Genomic DNA, 14184 nt, shown 5'->3' on the forward strand with positions numbered 1-14184 from the left:
TCATGACGAACGACTCCGAATCCCCGCTCCCCGCCGAGGACGCCGCCGACGCCGCGGACTCCGCGGAGGCCCCGGACACGCCCGTCGAGGCCGTCCCCCGGGCCCGCATCCCCGAGCTGCTGCACGCCGCGGTGGCGTCCGTCGGCGGCGTCGAGCGCCCCGGCCAGCTCCGGATGGCCGAGGCCGTCGCCGACGCCGTCGACCACAGCGAGCACCTGCTCGTCCAGGCCGGCACCGGCACCGGAAAGTCCCTCGCCTACCTGGTGCCGGCGCTCGCCCACGGGGACCGGGTGGTGGTCGCGACCGCCACCCTGGCCCTCCAACGCCAGCTGGTCGAGCGGGACCTGCCGCGCACCGTGGAGGCGCTGCACCCGGTGCTGCGCCGCCGCCCGCTGTTCGCGATGCTCAAGGGCCGCTCCAACTACCTCTGCCTGCACCGGGCCAACGAGGGCACCCCGAGCGAGGAGGGCGAGGGCCTCTTCGACCCGGTGGAGGCGATGGGCGGCCCCACCGGCAAGCTCGGCCAGGAGGTGCTCCGGCTGCGCGACTGGGCCGACGAGACCGAGACCGGCGACCGGGACGACATGAGCCCCGGCGTCTCCGACAAGGCCTGGGCCCAGCTCTCGGTGACCTCCAAGGAGTGCCTCGGCGCGACCAGGTGCGCGTACGGGCAGGAGTGCTTCGCCGAGAAGGCCCGCGAGCGGGCCAAGCTCGCGGACGTGGTGGTCACCAACCACGCGATGCTCGCCATCGACGCCATCGAGGGCGCTCCGGTCCTGCCCGAGCACGGGCTGCTGATCGTCGACGAGGCCCACGAGCTGGTCAACCGGGTCACCGGGGCGGCCACCGCCGAGCTGACCGTCGGCGCGGTGAACCGGGCGGTCAAGCGGGCCGCCCGGCTCGCCAACGAGAAGGCCGTCGACGCGCTCCAGGCCGCCGCCGAGAACTACCACGGCCTGATGGAGACCGCCCAGCCCGGCCGGGTCGAGGAGCTCCCCGAGTACCTGGGGTACGCGGTCACCGCGATCCGGGACGCCGCCCGGCAGGTGATCACCTCGCTCGGCGAGACCAGGGACAAGGGGCTCACCGACGAGGACGCCGTCCGCAAGCAGGCGATGGCCTCCGCCGAGACGCTGCACGAGACCGCCGACCGGCTGCTCCAGGACTCCGAGTACGACGTCGTCTGGATCGAGCGCAGCGACCGCTTCGGGCTGGGCACCGCCTCGCTGCGGGTCGCCCCGCTGAGCGTCTCCGGCCTGCTGCGCGAGGGGCTGTACAAGGAGCGGTCGGTGGTGCTCACCTCCGCCACGCTCAAGCTCGGCGGGGACTTCAACGGCGTGGCCGCCTCGGTCGGCCTGCCGTCCGAGGCACGGCTGCCGGACGCGCGCACGCCGGGCGACAACCCGGAGGCGGCCGGTGCCGGCTTCGGGGACGAGCCCGTGCCGCACTGGCGGGGAATCGACGTCGGCTCGCCGTTCAAGTACCCCAAGCAGGGCATCCTGTACGTCGCCCGGCACCTGGCCGACCCCGGCCGGGACCCGGAACGGCCGGACATGCTGGACGAGCTGACCGAACTGATCGGCGCGGCCGGCGGGCGGACGCTGGGCCTCTTCTCCTCCATGCGCGGCGCCCAGACGGCCGCCGAGGCGTTGCGGGAACGGCTCGACAACCGGATCCTGCTCCAGGGGGAGGACACCCTGGGCGAGTTGATCCGCGAGTTCGCCTCGGACGCGACGACCTGCCTGTTCGGCACGCTCTCGCTCTGGCAGGGCGTGGACGTGCCCGGCTCGGCCTGCCAGCTGGTGGTGATGGACCGGATCCCCTTCCCGCGCCCGGACGACCCGCTGATGAGCGCCCGCCAGAAGGACGTCGAACAGCGCGGCGGGAACGGCTTCATGGCCGTCGCGGCCACCCACGCGGCGCTGCTGATGGCGCAGGGCGCGGGCCGGCTGGTGCGGGCGGCGGACGACCGCGGGGTGGTGGCGGTGCTCGACCCGCGAGTGGAGACCAAGCGGTACGGGGGCTTCTTCCGCTCCTCGATGCCGGAGTTCTGGTACACCACGGACCGCAACCAGGTGCGCCGGTCGCTGGCGGCCATCGACGCCTCGGCGGCGCCGGTCCGGCCGGTGGCCAAGCGGGGCTGAGGGCCGCTCCCGGGCACGGTGCGCGCCGGGGACGGTGCGCACCGGGGACGGCGCGTGCCCGGGACGGTTCGCGTCCGGGAACGACGGAGGGGCTCCGCGCTGTCGCGTGGAGCCCCTTCCCGTACGCCCTCGTGCGGCTGCCCTCCTGCCGGGGCGGGGTGGTGTGCCGTGGAGTGGTCAGAGCCGGCGGAGGACCGCCACGACCTTGCCCAGGATGGTCGCGTTGTCGCCGTTGATCGGCTCGTACGCCGGGTTGTGCGGCATCAGCCAGATCCGGCCGTCCTCGCGCTTGAGGCGCTTGACGGTGGCCTCGCCGTCGATCATCGCGGCCACGATGTCGCCGTTCTCGGCGACCGGCTGGCGGCGGACGGTGACCCAGTCGCCGTCGCAGATGGCGGCCTCGATCATCGAGTCGCCGCGCACGGTGAGCGCGAACAGCTCGCCCTCGCCGACCAGCTGCCGCGGCAGCGGGAAGACGTCCTCGACCGTCTGCTCGGCCAGGATCGGCCCGCCGGCGGCGATCCGGCCGACCAGCGGGACGTACGAGGTGGACGGCCGGCCGGCCGTCTCGGCGGTGTTCGGGCGGGCCACCTCGACGCCGCGGACCTCGTAGGCGCGCGGGCGGTGCGGGTCGCGCCGGAGGAAGCCCTTGCGCTCCAGGGCCATCAGCTGGTGGGCGACGGACGAGGTGCTGGACAGGCCGACGGCCTGGCCGATCTCCCGCATGGACGGCGGGTAGCCCCGCCGCTGGACCGAGTCCCGGATGACCTCGATCACCCGGCGCTGGCGTTCGGTGAGCCCGGCCTCGTCGGTGCGGATCCCGGGCGGCCGGCCGGGCATCGAACGGGTCGGCGCGGGATGGGCGTCGTCCAGCACGGGGGAGTGTTCGATGGGCTGGTCCGGAACGCGGCCCACGCCGGAATGGCCGGGGCCGGAGAGGCGGTGTTCTTCGCTACTGCGGTCCATGCTGATGTCCACACTCTGCTGATTCGTGGTGCGCTGCCCCACCTTGAGCTGGGAGTGTTCCTGCACCGGGATGGTGTTGGTTTCGACGGTGTTCATGGCGGCCCCTCTCGACGGCTGTCCTCTCCTTTTTCCAGCCCAACGCACCTCGTATCGAAAGGTTGCGCCAAACACACGTTCGAGTGAATTATTCGGGAGTTGGCTGACTCGATCAAGGCTTTGTTGTACATCGATTAAATGTTCGAGTCGAAGTCGACTTCGGCAGTTTAGTCCGGGGCGACACGCCAGCGCCTCCGGATCCGCCTCAGACCTACATGTAGTGGCTACAGTCCTCTCCGTGACCCAGTACTTGTGGTTGCGACGTCAAGATCGGGTTGCCTCGGGTGCCCCGGGATCGCATAGACTCGACTCAGTCCGCACGTCCTGCCAAGGAGGGATCCTCAGGTGCACTGCCCCTTCTGCCGGCACTCCGACAGCCGCGTCGTCGACAGCCGGACCACCGAGGACGGCAGCTGCATCCGCCGCCGACGGCAGTGCCCGGACTGCGGCCGCCGTTTCACCACGGTGGAGACGGCCGCGCTGATGGTCATCAAGCGCAGCGGCGTCACCGAGCCGTTCTCCCGGGAGAAGGTCATCTCCGGAGTCCGCAAGGCCTGCCAGGGCCGCCCGGTCACCGAGGACGCCCTCGCCCAGCTCGGCCAGCGGGTCGAGGAGTGCGTGCGGGCCACCGGCAACGCCGAACTCACCACCCATGATGTCGGGCTGGCCATACTCGGCCCGCTCAAGGAGCTCGACGTCGTCGCCTACCTGCGCTTCGCCAGCGTCTACCAGGCGTACGACGGGCTCGAAGACTTCGAGGCCGCCATCGCGGAACTCCGCGCCGAGCGACCCGTCCCCGAGGCGGACGGCACCTGCGTGCCCGTCCCCGCCGCCGCGCCCTAGCGGCCCGGCCCCACCACCGGCCCCTTCCGGGGCCGGCAGCAACCCCACGGCCCTTCAGGGGCCGACGTGTGCCCGAAAACGGCGCACAGACCATGACAAAACGTGCACGGGCGGTCGGGGGTCCCGTCTGCCCGCACACCGGAAGAGCGAACCAGGCCGTGCCCGGATTTTTCGGTGCACTTCGGGCGTTTGCCCAACCAGGAGGAGGAGCGAGAAGTGACAGACACCACGAGCGGTTCCGCACGCGGGTCGAAGTCCGACAGGACCGGGGCCAAGGGTGCCGGCAAGGCCCCCAAGGGCGGCCTGCGGATCGAGCGCATCCACACCACCCCTGGCGTGCACCCCTACGACGAGGTCCGCTGGGAGCGGCGCGACGTCGTCATGACCAACTGGCGCGACGGCTCGATCAACTTCGAGCAGCGCGGCGTCGAGTTCCCCGACTTCTGGTCGGTCAACGCCGTGAACATCGTCACCTCCAAGTACTTCCGCGGCGCCGTCGGCACCCCGCAGCGCGAGTGGAGCCTCAAGCAGATCATCGACCGCGTGGTGCTCACCTACCGCGCCGCCGGTGAGAAGAACGGCTACTTCGCCGCCCCGGAGGACGCCGAGGTCTTCGAGCACGAGCTGACCCACGCCCTCCTCCACCAGGTGTTCAGCTTCAACTCGCCGGTCTGGTTCAACGTCGGCACCAAGCAGCCCCAGCAGGTCTCGGCCTGCTTCATCCTGGCCGTCGACGACTCCATGGAGTCGATCCTCGACTGGTACAAGGAAGAGGGCATGATCTTCAAGGGCGGCTCCGGCGCCGGCCTCAACCTCTCCCGGATCCGCTCCTCCAAGGAGCTCCTCTCCTCCGGCGGCAACGCCTCCGGCCCGGTCTCCTTCATGCGCGGCGCCGACGCCTCCGCCGGCACCATCAAGTCCGGCGGCGCCACCCGCCGCGCGGCCAAGATGGTCGTCCTCGACGTCGACCACCCGGACGTCGAGGCCTTCATCGAGACCAAGGTCAAGGAGGAGGAGAAGATCCGCGCCCTGCGCGACGCGGGCTTCGACATGGACCTCGGCGGGGACGACATCACCTCCGTCCAGTACCAGAACGCCAACAACTCCGTCCGGGTCAACGACGAATTCATGACCGCCGTCGAGAACGGCACCGAATTCGGCCTGCGCGCCCGGATGACCGGCGAGGTCATCGAGACCGTCGACGCGAAGAAGCTCTTCCGCAAGATGGCCGAGGCCGCCTGGGCCTGCGCCGACCCCGGCATCCAGTACGACTCCACCATCAACCACTGGCACACCTGCCCGGAGTCCGGCCGGATCAACGCGTCCAACCCCTGCTCCGAGTACATGCACCTGGACAACTCCAGCTGCAACCTCGCCTCGCTCAACCTGATGAAGTTCCTCCGCGACGACGACTCGTTCGACGCCGAGCGCTTCGCCAAGGTCGTCGAGCTGGTCATCACCGCGATGGACATCTCCATCTGCTTCGCCGACTTCCCCACCGAGAAGATCGGCGAGACCACCCGCGCCTACCGCCAGCTCGGCATCGGCTACGCCAACCTCGGCGCCCTGCTGATGGCGACCGGCCACGCGTACGACAGCGAGGGCGGCCGCGCCCTGGCCGGCGCCATCACCTCCCTGATGACCGGCACCGCCTACCGCCGCGGCGCCGAACTCGCCGGCGTCGTCGGCCCGTACGACGGCTACGCCCGCAACGCGGCCCCGCACCAGCGGGTCATGAAGCAGCACGCCGACGCCTCGCTCGCCGCCGTCTCCCGCGACGAGCTGGACGCCCCCGTCTGGGCCGCCGCGAACGAGACCTGGCAGGACGTCCTGCGGATCGGCGCGCAGAACGGCTTCCGCAACGCCCAGGCCTCGGTGCTCGCCCCGACCGGCACCATCGGCCTGATGATGGACTGCGACACCACCGGCGTGGAGCCCGACCTCGCGCTGGTCAAGTTCAAGAAGCTGGTCGGCGGCGGCTCGATGCAGATCGTCAACGGCACCGTCCCGCGCGCCCTCAAGCGCCTGGGCTACCAGGACGAGCAGATCGAGGCGATCGTCGCCCACATCGCCGAGCACGGCAACGTGGTCGACGCGCCCGGCCTGAGGACCGCGCACTACGAGGTCTTCGACTGCGCGATGGGCGAGCGCGTCATCTCGGCGATGGGCCACGTGCGGATGATGGCGGCGATCCAGCCGTGGATCTCCGGCGCCATCTCCAAGACGGTGAACATGCCGGAGTCCGCCACCGTCGAGGAGATCGAGGAGATCTACTTCGAGGCGTGGAAGATGGGCGTCAAGGCGCTCGCCATCTACCGCGACAACTGCAAGGTCGGCCAGCCGCTCTCGGCGAAGAAGAAGGCCGGCGACGAGGTCAAGGCCGACGCCGCGGCCCCGGCCGCCGCGGTGGAGAAGGTCGTCGAGTACCGCCCGGTCCGCAAGCGCCTCCCCAAGGGCCGCCCGGGCATCACCACCTCCTTCACGGTCGGTGGCGCCGAGGGCTACATGACCGCCAACTCCTACCCGGACGACGGCCTCGGCGAGGTCTTCCTGAAGATGTCCAAGCAGGGCTCGACCCTCGCGGGCATGATGGACGCGTTCTCCATCGCCGTCTCGGTCGGCCTCCAGTACGGCGTGCCGCTGGAGACCTACGTCTCGAAGTTCACCAACATGCGCTTCGAGCCGGCCGGCCTGACCGACGACCCGGACGTCCGGATGGCGCAGTCGATCGTCGACTACATCTTCCGCCGCCTGGCGCTCGACTTCCTGCCGTTCGAGACCCGCTCGGCGCTCGGCATCCACTCCGTCGAGGAGCGGACCCGCCACCTGGAGACGGGCTCCTACGAGCCGCTGGAGGCCGACGAGCTGGACACCGAGTCGCTCGCCCAGTCCGCGCCGGTGGCTCCGGCCGCCGCGGTGGCCAGGCCGGCCCCGGTCGCCGCTCCGGCCCCCAAGGCGAGCCCGGCCCAGGCGCACAACTCGACCGAGCTGATCGAGATCCAGCTGGGCCTCAACGCCGACGCGCCGCTCTGCTTCTCCTGCGGCACCAAGATGCGCCGCGCGGGCAGCTGCTACCTCTGCGAGGGCTGCGGCTCCACCAGCGGCTGCAGCTGACAGCGGGCACTCACCGGGCGTGGAGCGCCCGGTCGGAGCGGGGAGTCGGGCGATGCCCGGCTCCCCGCTCCCGTTGTGCCGGGGGGCATCCGCCGCACCTGGTCAGGGGGCCTTCCCGGCTTCCGACGCGACCCTGGCCCGGGCCCGCTCGATCTCGTTGATGTGGGCCTCCGTCCACTGGCGGAGCGCGGTGATCGGCTCCGCGAGGCTGCGGCCGAGCTCCGTCAGGTCGTACTCGACCCGGGGCGGAACGGTGGGGTGCACGGTGCGGGTGACGAACCCGTCGGCTTCGAGGCCGCGCAGGGTCTGGGTGAGCATCTTCTGCGACACGCCCTCGATGCGGCGGCTCAGTTCGGTGTACCGCAGGGTGCCTCCGAGGAGGGCGTCCACGACCAGGACGGTCCACTTGCCGGAGACGTGGTCGAGGACCTGACGCGTCGGGCACTTCGCGGAGTAGACGTCGGCCGGCAGTCCGGACGATTCCACAGTGGTCTTCATGCGGGGAGAGTAACGCACTAAATAGTGCCCTCTTCCCGTTGGAGAGTGACTCTCCAATAGTGAGTCACATGACGAGCCCCACGATGTCCGTCGCGGAAGCGATCCGCACCCGCCGCACCGTCCGCCACTACCTGCCCGACCCGATCCCGGAGGCCGCGCTCGACGCGCTCCTCGCTCTCGCCGTCGAGGCCCCCACCAGCTGGAACCTGCAGGACCGTTCGATCGTCGCGGTGTCCGGGGACGAGGGCCGCGCGGGACTGGCCTGGGCCACGGGGGGCCAGCCCCAGCCGCAGGAGGCCCCGGTCGTCCTGGTCTTCGTCGCCGAGCCCCAGTCCTGGCGTGACGACCACAGCGACGTCTACGAGCAGGCGCGGCGCAGCGGGGCGTGGAACGACGAGTTCATCGCGATGTTCTCCGCCGCGTCGCAGGAGTTCCAGGAGGACCTCGACCGACGGGGTCTGCTCCGGGAGTACGCGGTCAAGGACGCCATGATCGCGGCATCCTTCGTGATGCTCGCCGCCACCGAGATGGGCCTGGCGACTTCGCCCATGAACGGCTGGGACGAGGCGAAGGTGAAGAAGGTGATCGGGATCGACGGCCGTGACGACCTGGCCGTCGCCCTGCTGGTGTCGGTCGGCTATCCGGCGGAGGGCGACCGGCGCCATCCGGGTCGGCGCGCCACGGAGCGCACCGTCTTCCGCGAGTCGTACGGGGCCGACGGGGCGGGGAGTGCCGCACGCCGGTGACGGGTGCCCCGCACCGGTGACATCCGGTCGCCTCTGGGGTGAGGCGGGCCACCACTCAAGGCGGGGCGGGGACATCGCGTCCCCGCCCCGCCCTTTCGGCTTTGTCGTCAACCTGGGTTGACATGGGGCGAGTGTCAACCTAGGTTGACAGCATGAGCGAGAGCGGAGAGTTGGCGGCCGCGGCGAGCAGCCGGGACCCGGCGGTGGGACTGCGGTCGGTGCGGGCTCTGCGGGAGCTGGCGGACCGGCTGGAGGGGCTGCAGGTGGGCAACGCGCGCGAGCGCGGGTGGTCCTGGCAGGAGATCGCGGTGTGCCTGGGGGTCTCCAGGCAGGCGGTGCACAAGAAGTACGCGAAGCGCGGGACGGGCACTGGGAAGGACGGGGACTGAGCGATGTTCGAGCGATTCACCGATGAGGCCCGCCGGGTGGTCGGCCGGGCGGGGCAGGAGTCGGCGGACCTGCGGCACGGGTGCGTCGGCACGGAGCACCTGCTGCTGGCGGTCCTGGCCGAGCCGGAGGATCCGGCGGCGCGGGTGCTGATCGAGGCCGGGCTGGACCACGAGGAGGCCCGGCAGGCCGTCCGGCGGCTCCTGGGGGAGGGGGACGACGCGCAGGCGCTGGCCTCGATCGGGGTGGACCTGGAGGCCGTCCGGGAGGCGGTGGAGTCCGTGTTCGGAGCGGGTGCGCTGGACGCGCCGCCGAAGGACGAGTCGCGCCGGCGCGGGTGGTTCCGGTCCGAGGGGCGGCGCAGTCCGTTCACGGCGCCGGCGCGGAAGGCCCTGGAGCTGTCGCTGCGCGAGTCGCTGCGGTTGAAGTCGGGTCACATCGCGGTCGGACACCTGCTGCTGGGCGTGCTCCGGGAGGGCGAGGGGCTCGGAGCGCGGGTGGTCGCCGGGCACGGGCTCGACCCGGCGGCCGTGCGGCGGGCGGTGGAAGCGGCGCTGGCGTGAGTGCCCGGTGATGGCCGGGTGAGGGCAGGGTGAGCGGGGCGCGGGTGGCCCGGGGTGGTTCGGTATACGGAGCGTGGGTGAACGAGACTGACCGTCAACTTGTCGGTTGATAGCACGGTCTGAATGGATATGATCGGCCGACTGCGTGTACCGAATCACCCGCCCGGAGACGTTTCACGACGTCGGCCGGGCGGTCGCGCATTCGCCCCGCCCCGCTGCCGAGGACACCGCCACCGATGACAGAACGCACCAGCCCCGACGGCGGGCCGCGCCGACGACCCGCCGCGCGTACCAAGGCCCTGACGGCGGCCGCCGCCCTGCTGGCAGCGGTGGCCGGGCCGGTGGGGGTGCTGCGGGCGATGGACGCCGGGCAGCCGCTGACCGCCGCCGCCGTGTGCGCGGTCACCGCGCTGTGGCTGATCGCCGTCTGGCAGGCGGGGAGCGCCACCGAACGGGCCCGCCGGCTGGGCGAGGAGCTGGCCGGGCAGGACGACGAGGCCGTGGCGGCACTGGTGGTCGCCGGCGCGGCCACCCAGGCCAAGACGGCCGCCCTGCAGCTGGCCGCCGTCCGGGAGACCGAACGGGACGAGGCCGTCGCCGGGCAGGAGCGCGCCGAGGCGGACGCCGCCGCCGCCCGCGCGGAACTCGCCCGGGTGCGGGCCGAGGCCGAGGCCGAGCGGACCGAGCGCGCGGCGCTGGAGCGGCTTGCCGACGAGGTGCTGCCCGAGGTGGCGAAGCGGCTGCGGACCGGCACGTCCGTCGACGGCGCGCTCGCCCCGCACCGCGACCACCCCCAGTACCCGCTGCTGCGCGCCGTCGCCGAGGAGATCGGCCGCGGCGAGCGGCTGCGGGCCGCCGCCCTGGCGGTCTGCGCGACCGCCGCCGGCCGGGTCCAGGCGCTGGCCACGAGCATGCACGCGGAGCTGCGCGAGATGCAGCACCGGCACGACGAGGAGGTCCTGGGGGACCTGCTCCGGCTGGACCACTCCACCGCGCAGGCCGGCCGGATGGCGGACGGCATCGCGGTGCTCACCGGTGCCCGCTCGGGCCGCCGCTGGGCCAAGCCGATCGCCGTGGAGTCGGTGCTGCGCGGCGCCCTCGGCCGGATCGGCGCCTACCAGCGCGTCCGGCTGCACAACGCGAGCACGGCCGCGGTGGCCGGGTTCGCGGCCGAGGGCGTGATGCACGCGCTCGCCGAGCTGATGGACAACGCCACCACCTTCTCCGCGCCGCCCGCCGAGGTGCACGTCTACGTCGAGGAGGTGCCGGCGGGCCTGGTGATCACCGTCGAGGACAGCGGCCTGGGGCTCGGCGACAGCTGGCTGCGCCGGGCCGAGCGGGCCGTTTCGGCCGAGCCGCTCGACCTCACCACGCTGTCCGCGGGGACCAGGATCGGTCTCGCGGTGGTCGGCGTGCTGGCCCGCAAGTACGGGCTGCAGATCTCCTTCCGGCCGTCGGCCCGCGGCGGTACCGGGGTGGTGATGCTGATCCCGCAGCAGCTGGTCACGCACGCCGCGCCGGCGCCCGTACCGGCGCCCGTCGTCACCGAGCAGATCGCCGCGGCCGTCCCGCGCCCCGCGCTCACCCCCGCGCGCCCGGCGCTCGCCGCCCCCGCGCTCGCCGGCCCGGCGCTCACGAGCCCCGCAGCCGCACCCGCCGTCCCGCCGGCTCCGGCCGCGTCCGTGGCCGCGGCGATCCCGGAACCGCGGCCGGCCCACGCCCCGGTCCCGGTCACCGACAGCGGCCTGCCGCAGCGCCGCCGGGGCCAGACGCTGACCTCGGCCGCCCCCGCGGCCGAGCCCGCCGAGCGGCCCGCCCGCACCGACGCGGCGAGCGCCGCCGCCCGGTTCGGCGCGTTCCGCCGGGCCGCTCAGCAGGCCAAGGGCGCCGACGTGCCGACCACGGGCACCGACGCGCCGACCACGGACACGGACGCGACCACGTCCACGACCACGTCCGACGCTTCCCCCGTCACCGAGAAGGACTCCTGATGAGCAGCGCCACCGACCGTGACCTCGACTGGCTGTTGGAAAACCTGCTGACCGCCACCCCCGGCACCCGGCACGCCCTGGTGCTCTCCGCCGACGGCCTCAAGCTCTGCCACACCTCCGGGCTGAGCGCCGACCAGGCCGACCAGCTGGCCGCCATCGCCTCCGGACTGCAGAGCCTGGCGCACGGCGCCTCCATCGAGTTCGGCGACGGCAGCGGTGGCGTGCGGCAGTCGATGACCGAGTTCCACGGCGGCGTCCTCTGCATCGTGGCGGCCGGCGAGGGCGCCCACCTGGCCGTGGTGACCGACGAGGACGCGGACGTGGGCGTGGTCGGTCACAACATGCACGGTCTGATCGAGCAGATCGGCGTCCACCTCAGCGCCCCGGCCCGGGACGACGCCGGGGCGGACGGCGAGCCGGCCGGCGGGTCGGGGGACGCCGCGACCCGTGAGAGCGCCCGGGCATGAGCGAGCGCGGGGGGAGCACCGACGGGCGGCCGGCCCTGCCGGGCCGGGACGACGACCCGGACCGCCTGTACACCATCACCCGCGGCCGCAGCCGGGCCCCGGAGAACGCCTTCGACCTGGTCACCCTGATCGTCGCCGAGCGCGAGCCGGCTCCGGGCATGCAGTCGGAGCACGTGCGCATCCTGCGGATGTGCGAGGCGCCGACCGCGGTGGTGGAGGTCGCCGCCGAACTGGCCCTGCCGGTGTCGGTGGTGAAGATCCTCCTCGGCGACCTCCTGGAGGCCGGGGCGGTCACCGCCCGCCACCCCCGGTTCGCGCCGAACAAGGCCCGGCTGCCCGATCTCGACACGCTGAAGCAGGTGTTGCATGGACTCCAACAGCTCTGAGGGCCCGGACGGCGCCGTGGCTCCGGCCCTTGACGGGGCCCCGGACGCGGTCCCGGCCGAGTCCGGGCTCCCGGCCCCGGCCGCGGTCCCCGACACCCGGCCGGCCCGCCGGACGCCGCTGCGCCGCACCGCCGACAACGCGTTCAAGATCGTCGTGGTCGGCGGCTTCGGCGTGGGCAAGACCACCCTGGTCGGCTCGGTCAGCGAGATCCGCCCGCTGAACACCGAGGAGACCATGACCAAGGCGGGCGAGGGGATCGACGACCCCTCGGGCGCCTGGGGCAAGCGGTCCACCACCGTCGCGTTCGACTTCGGCCGGATCACGCTCTCCGCCAGCCAGGTGCTGTACCTGTTCGGCGCGCCGGGCCAGGAGCGGTTCTGGTTCCTCTGGGACCGGCTGTTCAGCGGCGCCCTCGGCGCGGTCGTCCTGGTGGACACCCGGCGGCTGGCGGACTCCTGGTACGCCATCGACCGGCTGGAGCACCACGGCACGCCGTTCATCGTCGCCCGAAACAACTTCGGCGAGCCGACCCACACCCTGGAGCAGGTCCGCGAGGCGCTCGACCTGCCGCCCGAGGTGCCGCTGGTGGACTGCGACGCCCGCGACCGGGCGTCCGGCAAGCGGGTGCTGATCGAGCTGGTCCGCCACCTGGCCGCCCGGGCCGAGGCCGAGGCGGCGGGCCCGCGCGCCGCTGCCGCCGCCACCGTCTATGAGGAGAGCACCCCGTGACCGAGCCCGCCGCCACCCCGCCGCCGGGCTGCCCCGCGCACGCCGGCGCCACCCCGCTGTACGGGCCGCGCTTCCAGACCGACCCGGCCCAGCTCTACCGTGAGCTCCGGTCCGTGCACGGCCCGGTCGCGCCGGTCGAGCTGGCCGGCGGGGTCCCGGCCTGGCTGGTGATCGGCTACCGCGAGCTGCAGCTGGTGACCGGTCAGCCGCAGCTGTTCGGCCGGGACTCGACCCGCTGGACCGGTTGGGCGACCGTCCCGGAGGACTGGCCGCTCAAGCCGATGATGGCCCCGGTGCCGTCGATCCTGTACGCCGAGGGCGAGGAGCACGTCCGCCGCTCCCGGGCGGTCACCGACGCGCTGGCCGCCGTCGACCCGTACGAGCTGCGCAAGCACTGCGAGGAGCTCGCGGACCGGCTGATCGACGGGTTCGCCGGCCGCGGCGAGGCCGACCTGGTCGCCGAGTACGCGCACCGGCTGCCGCTGCTGGTGCTCTGCCGGGTGCTCGGGCTGAGCGAGGAGCAGGCGCCGGTCCTGATCGAGGGCCTGCTCGCCATGCTGGACGGCGGTCCGGACGCGCCGGCCGGCGCGCAGCGGCTGCTCGCCACCATGCTGGAGCTGGTCCAGGAGAAGGCCGTGCACCCGGGCGACGACATCGCCTCGCGGATGCTGGCGCACCCGGCGGGCCTGGACCACGAGGAGGTCATGCGGGACCTGCGGGTGCTGCTGATCGCCGGCCACCAGCCGACCTCGTACTGGATCTCCAACGCGCTGCGGCTGATGCTGACCGACGAGCGGTTCGCCGCCTCGCTCTCCGGCGGCCGGCGCAGCATCAGCCAGGCGCTGAACGAGGCGCTCTGGGAGGACACCCCGACGCAGATCTTCGCCGGGCGCTGGGCGACCCGGGACACCCGGCTGGGCGGGCAGCGGATCGCCGCCGGGGACATGGTGCTGCTCGGCTTCGCCGGGGCGAACGCGGACCCGTCGGTGCGGCAGGCGGACGGCCGTCCGGCCGAGGGCAACCGGGCGTACCTGAGCTACTCGTACGGCGAGCACGGCTGTCCGTTCCCGGCGCAGGAGGCGGCCGAGGTGATCGCGACGACGGCGGTCGAGGTGCTGCTGGACCGGCTGCCGGACCTGCGGCTGGCGGTGGCCGAGCACGCGCTGGTGTGGCGGCCGTCGGCGTGGGTGCGCGGGCTGGTGGCGCTGCCGGTGTCGTACACCCCGGGGTACGCGGGCTGAGACCCGTCGTTG

Annotated in this window: 13 protein-coding genes; 11 read left to right on the forward strand and 2 right to left on the reverse strand. The window is 73.0% G+C overall.

Annotated features, from left to right (window positions below; translation table 11 throughout):
• The first annotated feature begins 2 nt into the window (after window positions 1-2).
• The gene (locus AC067J_RS33255) at window positions 3-2144 is read left to right on the forward strand and encodes an ATP-dependent DNA helicase (RefSeq protein WP_478305585.1); all 2142 of its coding nucleotides are present in this window, start codon (window positions 3-5) and stop codon (window positions 2142-2144) included.
• Between the two features lie 177 nt (window positions 2145-2321).
• On the opposite strand, the gene lexA is transcribed toward AC067J_RS33255, so the two are convergent.
• Window positions 2322-2984, reverse strand: a complete 663-nt coding sequence (lexA, locus tag AC067J_RS33260) for a transcriptional repressor LexA (protein ID WP_224281048.1) — start codon at window positions 2982-2984, stop codon at window positions 2322-2324.
• A 567-nt stretch (window positions 2985-3551) separates the two neighbouring features.
• Between lexA and nrdR the strand changes: the two genes are divergently transcribed.
• Window positions 3552-4049: a transcriptional regulator NrdR gene (gene nrdR, locus AC067J_RS33265; protein ID WP_327681172.1), complete on the forward strand. Its 498-nt coding sequence runs from the start codon at window positions 3552-3554 to the stop codon at window positions 4047-4049.
• A gap of 216 nt (window positions 4050-4265) precedes the next feature.
• Window positions 4266-7163 (forward strand): vitamin B12-dependent ribonucleotide reductase, encoded by a 2898-nt coding sequence (locus tag AC067J_RS33270; RefSeq protein ID WP_478305587.1) that lies wholly within the window; start codon window positions 4266-4268, stop codon window positions 7161-7163.
• 102 nt (window positions 7164-7265) lie between these two features.
• Here AC067J_RS33270 and AC067J_RS33275 read toward each other — a convergent pair whose 3' ends face one another.
• Window positions 7266-7661 (reverse strand): winged helix-turn-helix transcriptional regulator, encoded by a 396-nt coding sequence (locus tag AC067J_RS33275; RefSeq protein WP_478305589.1) that lies wholly within the window; start codon window positions 7659-7661, stop codon window positions 7266-7268.
• 68 nt (window positions 7662-7729) lie between these two features.
• On the opposite strand from AC067J_RS33275, the gene AC067J_RS33280 reads away from it, so the two are divergent.
• From AC067J_RS33280 to AC067J_RS33315, 8 genes are all read left to right on the forward strand, one after another.
• The gene (locus AC067J_RS33280; protein WP_478305591.1) at window positions 7730-8407 is read left to right on the forward strand and encodes a nitroreductase family protein; all 678 of its coding nucleotides are present in this window, start codon (window positions 7730-7732) and stop codon (window positions 8405-8407) included.
• A 152-nt stretch (window positions 8408-8559) separates the two neighbouring features.
• On the forward strand, window positions 8560-8796 hold the full coding sequence (locus tag AC067J_RS33285; protein ID WP_478305593.1) for an RNA polymerase subunit sigma-70: 237 nt from the start codon (window positions 8560-8562) through the stop codon (window positions 8794-8796).
• A gap of 3 nt (window positions 8797-8799) precedes the next feature.
• Window positions 8800-9357, forward strand: a complete 558-nt coding sequence (locus AC067J_RS33290) for a Clp protease N-terminal domain-containing protein (RefSeq protein ID WP_478305595.1) — start codon at window positions 8800-8802, stop codon at window positions 9355-9357.
• Between the two features lie 236 nt (window positions 9358-9593).
• Window positions 9594-11348: a sensor histidine kinase gene (locus AC067J_RS33295; RefSeq protein ID WP_478305597.1), complete on the forward strand. Its 1755-nt coding sequence runs from the start codon at window positions 9594-9596 to the stop codon at window positions 11346-11348.
• The gene (locus AC067J_RS33300) at window positions 11348-11815 is read left to right on the forward strand and encodes a roadblock/LC7 domain-containing protein (RefSeq protein ID WP_478305599.1); all 468 of its coding nucleotides are present in this window, start codon (window positions 11348-11350) and stop codon (window positions 11813-11815) included. Before AC067J_RS33295 ends, AC067J_RS33300 begins: the two co-directional genes overlap by 1 nt.
• Window positions 11812-12201: a DUF742 domain-containing protein gene (locus tag AC067J_RS33305; protein WP_478305601.1), complete on the forward strand. Its 390-nt coding sequence runs from the start codon at window positions 11812-11814 to the stop codon at window positions 12199-12201. Before AC067J_RS33300 ends, AC067J_RS33305 begins: the two co-directional genes overlap by 4 nt.
• On the forward strand, window positions 12182-12931 hold the full coding sequence (locus AC067J_RS33310) for a GTP-binding protein (RefSeq protein WP_478305603.1): 750 nt from the start codon (window positions 12182-12184) through the stop codon (window positions 12929-12931). The genes AC067J_RS33305 and AC067J_RS33310 overlap by 20 nt, the downstream gene beginning before the upstream one ends.
• A complete protein-coding gene (locus tag AC067J_RS33315) occupies window positions 12928-14172 on the forward strand; it encodes a cytochrome P450 (protein ID WP_478305605.1) in 1245 nt (414 codons plus the stop codon). The genes AC067J_RS33310 and AC067J_RS33315 overlap by 4 nt, the downstream gene beginning before the upstream one ends.
• Window positions 14173-14184 lie beyond the last annotated feature (12 nt).

Source organism: Kitasatospora sp. NPDC042419 (assembly GCF_056437345.1).